This is a genomic window from Massilia sp. BGA-UO-ETr-WB1 (genome assembly GCF_059567845.1).
Map to the genome: position 1 here is coordinate 530,692 of NZ_JCAQOT010000013.1, position 7,563 is coordinate 538,254.

Below are 7,563 nucleotides of genomic sequence, written 5' to 3' on the forward strand. Positions count from 1 at the left end.
CTCGCCTTAGAAGACAAAGTCCACCGTGGCGCTGACCACGTGGTACCTACCGCCAGGCTGGAACCCAGGCTGCAAATTCTTCAGCAGGCCCTGCGATCCGGCCGCGTTGCTATTGCGGTCATATTGCAGTTTGATGTCGGTGTTGCTCGACACATCCCAGCGCAGCCCCGCCGACTGGGTCTTTTGCGGAGGAAGAAGAATGGCCAGGGCGGAAGGGTCGGCGAGGGTGCGGTTGGCGGCGATGAGATAGGGCGTGAAATTGCCAATCCGGTATCCGCCACCTGCATACCAATTAGTCACCATGCCGATGTTGGTGATCTTGTTACGTGCCCATTCGCCCATGACGTACCAGTTCCCGGGATCATAGCTTGCGCCGGCTGAATGCATTTGGAAGCGCGTCGTTCCCGGCAAGCCCGAGAAAATGGCGGCACTGTCCATAAGCGAGAGCTGGAGCGTCATGTTTCCGTAAGTTACGACATCGACGACAGTGCTGATCCTCGTGGCCTTGAGTGTCCTTCCCGCCAGCGGACCGTTGCCCAGTTTGATTTTTCGCCTGCCGGTAGAGGCCATGATGCTGTTTTTGACGGGGCCGAAATGCTGGATGTACGAGGCATCCACGCCATCAGAGCTGGGAATGGACTCAGTCTCAAACAGCGCGCTCGGCATGCGTACCCAGGGAAGCGCATAGCCGACCTTGCGCGTATTACCCATCAGAAGAACGGGCAACACGATACGCCCGGCACGGAGCGTGATGTCAGGAGTGGGCATGAACTGGATATTGGCCCATTCGACCTTCGGCCTGTGGGAGTTGTCCGCTTGCTGCTCAGCGACGACTTGTAGCACGGCCGACCATTGGCTGTTGAAATTAGCGGTGAGTTGGCCGGCCAGACGGCTGTCGGTGTCGAGCGACCAGTTTCGGCTGTGGCCCGGGCCGCTTCGCTGATGAGGGAGAGCGATAAAGTCCGCCGCCCGCTCGCTGGAATGGGTCGCCCCCGCCGTGCCGTAGCCGCTGAAGGTATAGGTCGGTCCGCCGTCTTCGGCAAGCGCGGTGGAGGCTGTGAGTGCTGCTCCTGCCAGAACAGCCGCAATCAAGGGATATGCCATAAACTCCATGTTAGTAAAAATTAAATTTTGGAAAGTGGTTTCAAGTATATGGCGCACACCGCAAATGAACTTGTCCAGGAGGTGCAATTTATTTGCCTAGCGGGAGTAGGGAATTCCCTATGTCAAACTGAGTAGTGCCTGATAGGCGGGGTGCCCGTGCTTTGCTATACTCGTTTGGCCGAGGGGGCTCCCTCATAGATTGACTGCGCCGATGTTCAAAAACCGTCTCCCGGACCTGTCGCCGGAAACACAATTCATAGTCATCTCAGGCGAGGGAGCGTCGCCCGGAGGGGAAGTGGACTACTGGCATGAAGCCTGCCGCAGATATGCCTGGCCGCTGCTCATCAAGCCGTCAGACGAACGCCGGCTCCAGGTCGATCTCGCCATACAGAAATTTGGTGGGCTGAGCGTAGGGAGCGTGCAGTTCACACCCAATGCAACCGATCGGAAGCAGGCAGAAGTGAGGCAAGGTGGAGAGGACAAATTGTTGTTCCTTTTCCCCCAGATCGGCACGGTCGAAGGAGTGCAGTACGGGCGCGATACGCTGCTGAAGCCCGGCTCAGGTGCGTGCTACGATGGTGCCCGTCCGTGCACGCTTAACTACCCCAAGGGGGGGCAACTGCTGGCTCTTGAGGTGCCGCGCGCGCAAATTGAGGGCAGTGTGAGCGGCTACACCCACCTCACCAACCGGGACCTGAGCCAGGCCAGCGAAATCTTCCCTTTGGTGGCGGGTTATGTGAGGCAGTTGGCTACGCGTACCTCCAGTCTTGACCTTCACTCGGCTGAAAGGGTGAGCCGCAATCTTGCCGACTTGACGTGCACCATGATGGTGGAAATGGCGCGGCGCTCACCCTTTCAGCTCTCAGAATACAAAACGGCAGCGCTGATGCGGGTGCTGCTGTTCGTAGATGAGCACCTGGCCAATCCCGAACTCAAACCAGCCATGGCGGCACAGGCCTTGCACCTGTCCAACCGCTACATCAATCAATTGCTGCAAGCGGAAGGCACATCGCTTGAGCGCTTGATCCGGCACCGGAGGCTCGAGCGGGTCGCGACGGACCTGTGTGATCCCGCTTTGGCGAGACGCAGCATCTCGATGATCGCACTGGCGCGCGGCTTCAGCGACTTATCCCATTTCAGCACTGCTTTTCGGCGCAGATTTGGTGTCTCGCCGCGCGAACACCGACACCGATGCGGCCCACATTGATGGAAAGGAGTATGGCATGTTGGCGATTTCAGCCAAGCAGCATGCAAGTCGAGCGGCGTTCCCGAATCGCGATGCGCTCAATGCGCCCAGCAAATAGGCGACATAATTGGCCACCGCCCAATCGGTATCCGTGGCGAGGTCAACAATGGCGACACGCTGGCCGCGTTGCAGCAGCTCGACCACCTGTTCGTCTTCGTCGGGCGCGATCGGCGCAAGGTCAATATCCTGTACTGGAATCGCACCGGCTTCGCGCTTTGGTACAAGCGGCTCGAACGTGGCCGCTTCCCGGCGCCGGAGGCGCTGACCCAGCGCGGCCTGTCGGTGGCCGAGCTACACGCCTGGCTCGAAGGCATCGACATCCCGCCGCTGCAACCGCACCCGCCGGCCACGGCACAGCGCGTCGCGTGACGCTGCGATAAATTTTTCATCCGCTGTAAACGCGCCGGCATGCTCATGCGTTTGATCTGCATGCTGGCGCTCATTGATCCCTCCGATCTTCCACCCGACATCGCCGCGATGCGCCGCATCGCCATCGAGCAGAATCGGATCGCCCACGATCTGTGGATGCAAGTCGAATTGCTCAAGCACCAGTTGGCCTAATTCGTCCGTGCGCGCTTTGGCGCCAGCTCGGAACAACGGCCTGCACAGGGCGACTTGTTCGCCGAATCCGTCAACCTCCCCGTGCCGCCGGCCTTGCCGGCCACGCGGGTCGCCGGCCATGTGCGGCGCGGGCGCCCAGCGCTGCCCAAGGACTTGCCGCCCGAGCGCGTCGAGTACGACCTGAGCGACGCCGTGAAGGCTTGCTTCGACCGGATCGGAAAGATCGGCGAGGAAATCTCCGAAACCCTGGACTACACGCCGGCGAACCTGACGGTGATTGAACACGTGCGCATCAAGTACGCGTGCAAGAAGGATGGCGAATCGACCGTGCGCACGGAGGCGCAGCCGTCTCTGCTGCCCAAGTCCAACGCCAGCGCCGGTCTGCTGGCGCAGGTGTTGGTGAGCACCTGCGCCGACCATCTGCCACTGAACCGTCAGGAGGCGATCTTCAAGCGCCACGGCGTGCACCTGCCACGCACCACGTTGTGCGAATGGAAGCTGGCAGCGGCCGAGCTGCTGGCGGTGCTGCGGCCAGCGCTCAAAGCCCATATCCTGGCTGCGCCGCGCGTGCACTCGGACGACACCACGATGCCGTTGCAGGAGGCTGGCCGCGGCAGCACCAAGACGGCCCGCCTGTGGGGTTACCTTGGCGCCGGGCAGCGTGAAGAGAATGGCTTGTGGGTCGATCATCCGCCGGCGGTCTTGTTCGAATTCACCGAGTCGCGTGAGGCGGTTCATCCGGCGACCTTCCTGGCCGACTATCAGGGCTATTTGCAGGCCGATGCCTACAGCGGCTATTCGGCGCTGTATCGTGGCGGGCGTGTGATGGAGGTCGCTTGTTGGGCCCATTGCCGGCGCAAGTTCTTCGAGATCGCCAAGGTGCAGAAGACGCCAGGATTGGCCAGCGCGGCGCTGGCCTGGATCGCAAGGTTGTACGCCATCGAGAGAACCATCCGCGACCTGACGCCTGACCAGAGGTTGCGACAGCGCCAAGAACACAGCGTGCCGCTGCTGGCCGAGTTCCGGCGCTGGCTTGACGGGCATGTGCCGCAACTAGTGCCGCAGGCGCCACTGGCCCAGGCATTCGGCTACGCCTTGCACAACTGGGAGGCACTGGTGCTCTATACCGAAAGCGGTGTGCTGGTGCCCGACAATAACGCCATTGAGCAAGCGATCCGCCCGATTGCAGTGGGGCGCTCGAATTACCTGTTCGCCGGCTCGGCGCGTGGCGGTCACGCGGCGGCGACGATGTACTCGTTGATCGGCACGGCCCTATGCCGAACGCGGCATAGGGCCGTTCATGCCGAATTCCAAACTATGCCGAGTTTCGATGTTCGATAATGAGGGCCGTGTTGAATCTATAGCCTGGTCCGTTGAAAACCGAACTCGCTACTCGGCATAGTTGGCGGTACTACAGGGCGTTGAGGAACGTCAACAGTTGATCGCCGGGGTGGTACCGGTCCGGCTTCTTGCCTTTCAGTGGTTTGATCTTGGCCAGCGCCGCTTCTTTGATTGCCAAATGAGCGTGCAAGTAGACTTGCGTGGTTTCGACAGATTCATGGCCAAGCCACAAGGCAATGATTGAGCTATCCACTCCCGCCTGGAGCAGTGACGTCAGCCGCCACTGTTTTATGCTCGGCACGCTGCTGGCCAAGTCTATGGCAACATAGCCTTGATACTGCAGGTATCGCGTAAAAGCACGAAGTGTCCAACACATGCTCTGGGCCGAGCGCGGACTATGGTCACCCGCATGGCGTTCCACAAACCTGACCAGGTCCGTGGCCGTAAGACGTGCAATCTGTGCGGCCCCTGCGGCACATCGCTCATGCAGGAATTGACGAACGATTGGGATGTGACGGGTAATGGTCACGCGCGCAAGGCCACGTTTCAGGCTGAGGTGTTGGTAAAAATCTTCAGCGATCTGATCGAGCGCACCTAGAACGATTGGCGGTCTTGGCGCAATAATGTCCTTCTCCCGCAGCAATGCGAGTAGTCGTTGCAGCGCAGAATGATCGCTCACGAACGGGCATCGGCAACGAAGACGAAATTGCTCGTATTGTTTGACGGTTTCCTCATTCATGTCTTGCAAATCAAGTCGCTTGCGGGCGAGCCAATGGCTGAAGTCGCAAACGACGCGAAGGCTACGCCAGGCGCTTTGCCGGCAATGCCCTTCCTCCAATAGTTTCGCTGCGTAGATATCGATATGGACACCCAGGGGGCCTTCGCGCAGACGCTGAAGGATCTTGGGGCCGCTGTAATATGCGCTCGTAGTCATGTTCTTCCCCTTTAAAAATTAACAAGAGAGAACACCAGAATATGCCGAGCACCGGTCTCGTGAATTACTGGAAAAATGACATATCGTTTCTATCGGCTCGGCATAGTTTGGAATTCGGCATGAACAGCCAAGCTGAACGGAATCAATCCCTACCTGTGGCTCAAGGGCGTGCTGGCGCGGCCGCCATCGCATCCGATCAACCGGGTCGCCGAGTTGCTGCCGCTGTCGATCTACCAATGGGCATGACGCGTTAAAATTGCGGGATGGACTCCCGCCTTCTTGACGCCCTGCGTAACGCCCCCAGCCTCGACTTGTATGAATTGAGCCTGGCCCTCAACCAAATGCTCGCCGACCCGCGCCGCATCCTCGACGTGCGCCGTCATCTGCACCTGGGGGCGCAGGTGATGTATTTCGACCACCGCCGTGGCACCCTCGTGCCGGGCCGCGTGCTGCAACTGCAAGCGACCAGCGCCACCGTTCAAGACACCGCCACGCACACGCAATGGAAGCGGCCTTACGCCGCCATCGTTGCCGACCCGGCCCAGTGCGCCGAGCAGGCACCTCCCATGCCGCAGCGCCCCGTCGACGTGGCCACGTTCAAACTCGGCGACACGGTCAGCTTCACTGACAAGCACCTGCGCGAACGCATCGGCACTGTCACGCGCATCAACGCGAAGTCATGTTCGCTGCTGTGTGACGGCGAACAGTGGCGTGTCTCCCCCGGGCTGCTGCGTAAGATCATCGATTTGTGAGCTGCGCGCCGAATACGGGTTCCGCTGACACTTACAGACCAAGTGTCCAGTTTGCCGTGGAATGGGTGTCCAGTTTGCCGCGGACAACGCTCGCTGAGTGGGCGCCTGCGACCGGCAGTGGCTGTGTTGGTATTGCCGTCGATGACCATCAGATCGTGCGGTGCGATCCCATTTTCCACCCAGGCCTGCAGAGCAGCGAGCGAATCCCAGCGCGCGAGAAAGACTCCAACGCTATGTCCGAACCCGGGAATCAGATAGAAGCGCAGGAATTCATCGACGTTCGCCTGGCCGTTCGCCGCAACCAAGCTATCATAGTAGACGATCGTGTTGTGCGGAGTGATCGACGACTCGTCGATCGTTCCATGCGACAGCAGCATCTTGCCGCCTTTCGCCTTGAAACGGCGAAGATCGGTGCTACTCGCGTCCAGCCACTTCGATACCGTCTGAATCCTCGCCACCCATCGGTTAGGGTCGAATGCCAGTGCATCCGTATCGAAATTTTGGGTAATGATGTCTTTGATCGTTGCGGCCGCCGGCAGTAACTGGAATGCCGAGCCCTTGACGTGATCGGACGGCAGGCTCGGCGGATTCAAGGCGATGTCACTCTTGCCAAGGTGCTCTCGTAGGAAAGTGGCGCCTTCGAGGATGGGCCAGCGTGGAAAACCGGTCGATCCTCCCGCAAAAGCAAAGTTGAAATTGACTGGCGAGTTGCTCCTGACAACAGTTCCAATCTGCGGATCGGACAAGCAGCTATCCCCGGTATCGGCACCGCCTGGGCAACGCAGGGTCGCTTTCACGGTGTCAATCGTGAAGGCCGCGTTGCATGCCTTGATGTTACTGGTTATACCATCGCCAGCGCCATCCAAGCTATCGCAGGCGACGACGACAGCCTCGTTATGGCCGGCGTCGCTGCCCAACGTGACAAAGCCCTGCGCCAGTGCGGTCGGCTGGGTGTCGGGCTGGCCCACATAGCTGCCCAAGCCCGTCACCGCGCGGCCATTGGTTCCTCCCCCACCCATCTGCAATGGGCGCCGGTTCCATGACGCCGGCAAGTTCACTTCAAAGCGGATCGGCGCCGCCGTTGGGTCAACCGCGTTGATGACACCGGTGACTTTACAAAAGTCTCGGGCTGCAGCGGACGAATCGGTATCGATAACCGGCACGGCCGCCTGTACTGTTGCGCCGCTGGTTGCCAAGCCAATTGCCGTCGCCGGCACGTTCATCCCCCCTAACACGGCACGACGCCAGCGGCGTCAGATTGCCCGGCGCGGTTTCCGCCCTGACGGTAGGCGCCGTCGCAGCACACCCCAAGGTGAGCATAAGCAGCGCGGAAGGGGCGACAAGCGCGGTGCGCGGCCGTTGCAAGGATCGTTGCATGGTGTTTCCTTCCTTTTGCGTGTTGGAATATATTAAGTGTAAATAGCTCAGACTTAATCTGACGGAGCATGTCCGCTCAAGGCAAAAACACGGCCCCTAAACGGACATCCAATAGTGATCAATTTCCTTTTCAGGGCAGATTTATGGCCGCCACGGCGGATCGAGATTTTGCCCTGCCCATCCGCCACAACCATACTGCCGACCCGACAAGCAAAACTGTGGCGACGGCATTTGCCCAACCAATGGCA

The 7,563-nt window shown here is 59.9% G+C and carries 8 protein-coding genes and 1 pseudogene; 6 read left to right on the forward strand and 3 right to left on the reverse strand.

The genetic code is table 11. The annotated features are described in order from the left end of the window. Positions 1-6 precede the first annotated feature (6 nt). The gene (locus tag AC56DV_RS03685) at positions 7-1,191 is read right to left on the reverse strand and encodes a porin (RefSeq protein ID WP_496312942.1); all 1,185 of its coding nucleotides are present in this window, start codon (positions 1,189-1,191) and stop codon (positions 7-9) included. A 208-nt stretch (positions 1,192-1,399) separates the two neighbouring features. Here AC56DV_RS03685 and AC56DV_RS03690 point away from each other — a divergent pair, with 208 nt between their 5' ends. From AC56DV_RS03690 to tnpC, 4 genes and pseudogenes are all read left to right on the forward strand, one after another. Next, complete coding sequence (locus AC56DV_RS03690; protein ID WP_496312943.1) at positions 1,400-2,311, forward strand: AraC-like ligand-binding domain-containing protein; 912 nt, start codon at positions 1,400-1,402, stop codon at positions 2,309-2,311. 165 nt (positions 2,312-2,476) lie between these two features. Then, on the forward strand, positions 2,477-2,719 hold the full coding sequence (gene tnpB, locus AC56DV_RS03695; RefSeq protein WP_496312944.1) for an IS66 family insertion sequence element accessory protein TnpB: 243 nt from the start codon (positions 2,477-2,479) through the stop codon (positions 2,717-2,719). A 45-nt stretch (positions 2,720-2,764) separates the two neighbouring features. Beyond that, the gene (locus tag AC56DV_RS03700; protein ID WP_496312945.1) at positions 2,765-2,911 is read left to right on the forward strand and encodes a hypothetical protein; all 147 of its coding nucleotides are present in this window, start codon (positions 2,765-2,767) and stop codon (positions 2,909-2,911) included. An 18-nt stretch (positions 2,912-2,929) separates the two neighbouring features. Beyond that, positions 2,930-4,252, forward strand: a pseudogene (gene tnpC, locus AC56DV_RS03705) (IS66 family transposase); the annotation flags it as partial. A 70-nt stretch (positions 4,253-4,322) separates the two neighbouring features. On the opposite strand, the gene AC56DV_RS03710 reads toward tnpC, so the two are convergent. After that, positions 4,323-5,186, reverse strand: a complete 864-nt coding sequence (locus tag AC56DV_RS03710; RefSeq protein WP_496312946.1) for a site-specific integrase — start codon at positions 5,184-5,186, stop codon at positions 4,323-4,325. Positions 5,187-5,318: 132 nt separating this feature from the next. Here AC56DV_RS03710 and AC56DV_RS03715 point away from each other — a divergent pair, with 132 nt between their 5' ends. Next, positions 5,319-5,432, forward strand: coding sequence for a transposase domain-containing protein (locus tag AC56DV_RS03715; RefSeq protein WP_496312959.1), 114 nt, complete (start codon positions 5,319-5,321; stop codon positions 5,430-5,432). Between the two features lie 268 nt (positions 5,433-5,700). Here AC56DV_RS03715 and AC56DV_RS03720 read toward each other — a convergent pair whose 3' ends face one another. Then, positions 5,701-7,161 (reverse strand): tannase/feruloyl esterase family alpha/beta hydrolase, encoded by a 1,461-nt coding sequence (locus tag AC56DV_RS03720; protein WP_496312947.1) that lies wholly within the window; start codon positions 7,159-7,161, stop codon positions 5,701-5,703. A 222-nt stretch (positions 7,162-7,383) separates the two neighbouring features. Between AC56DV_RS03720 and AC56DV_RS03725 the strand changes: the two genes are divergently transcribed. Further along, positions 7,384-7,563: hypothetical protein (locus tag AC56DV_RS03725; RefSeq protein WP_496312948.1), on the forward strand; the 180-nt coding region annotated here is incomplete at its 3' end.

Excerpts from the sequence above, each read along its gene's own strand:
- AC56DV_RS03700 (WP_496312945.1), top strand. The coding sequence starts at position 2,765 with ATGCGTTTGATCTGCATGCTGGCGCTCATTGATCCCTCCGATCTTCCA.
- AC56DV_RS03720 (WP_496312947.1), bottom strand. The coding sequence starts at position 7,161 with ATGAACGTGCCGGCGACGGCAATTGGCTTGGCAACCAGCGGCGCAACA.
- AC56DV_RS03710 (WP_496312946.1), bottom strand. The coding sequence starts at position 5,186 with ATGACTACGAGCGCATATTACAGCGGCCCCAAGATCCTTCAGCGTCTG.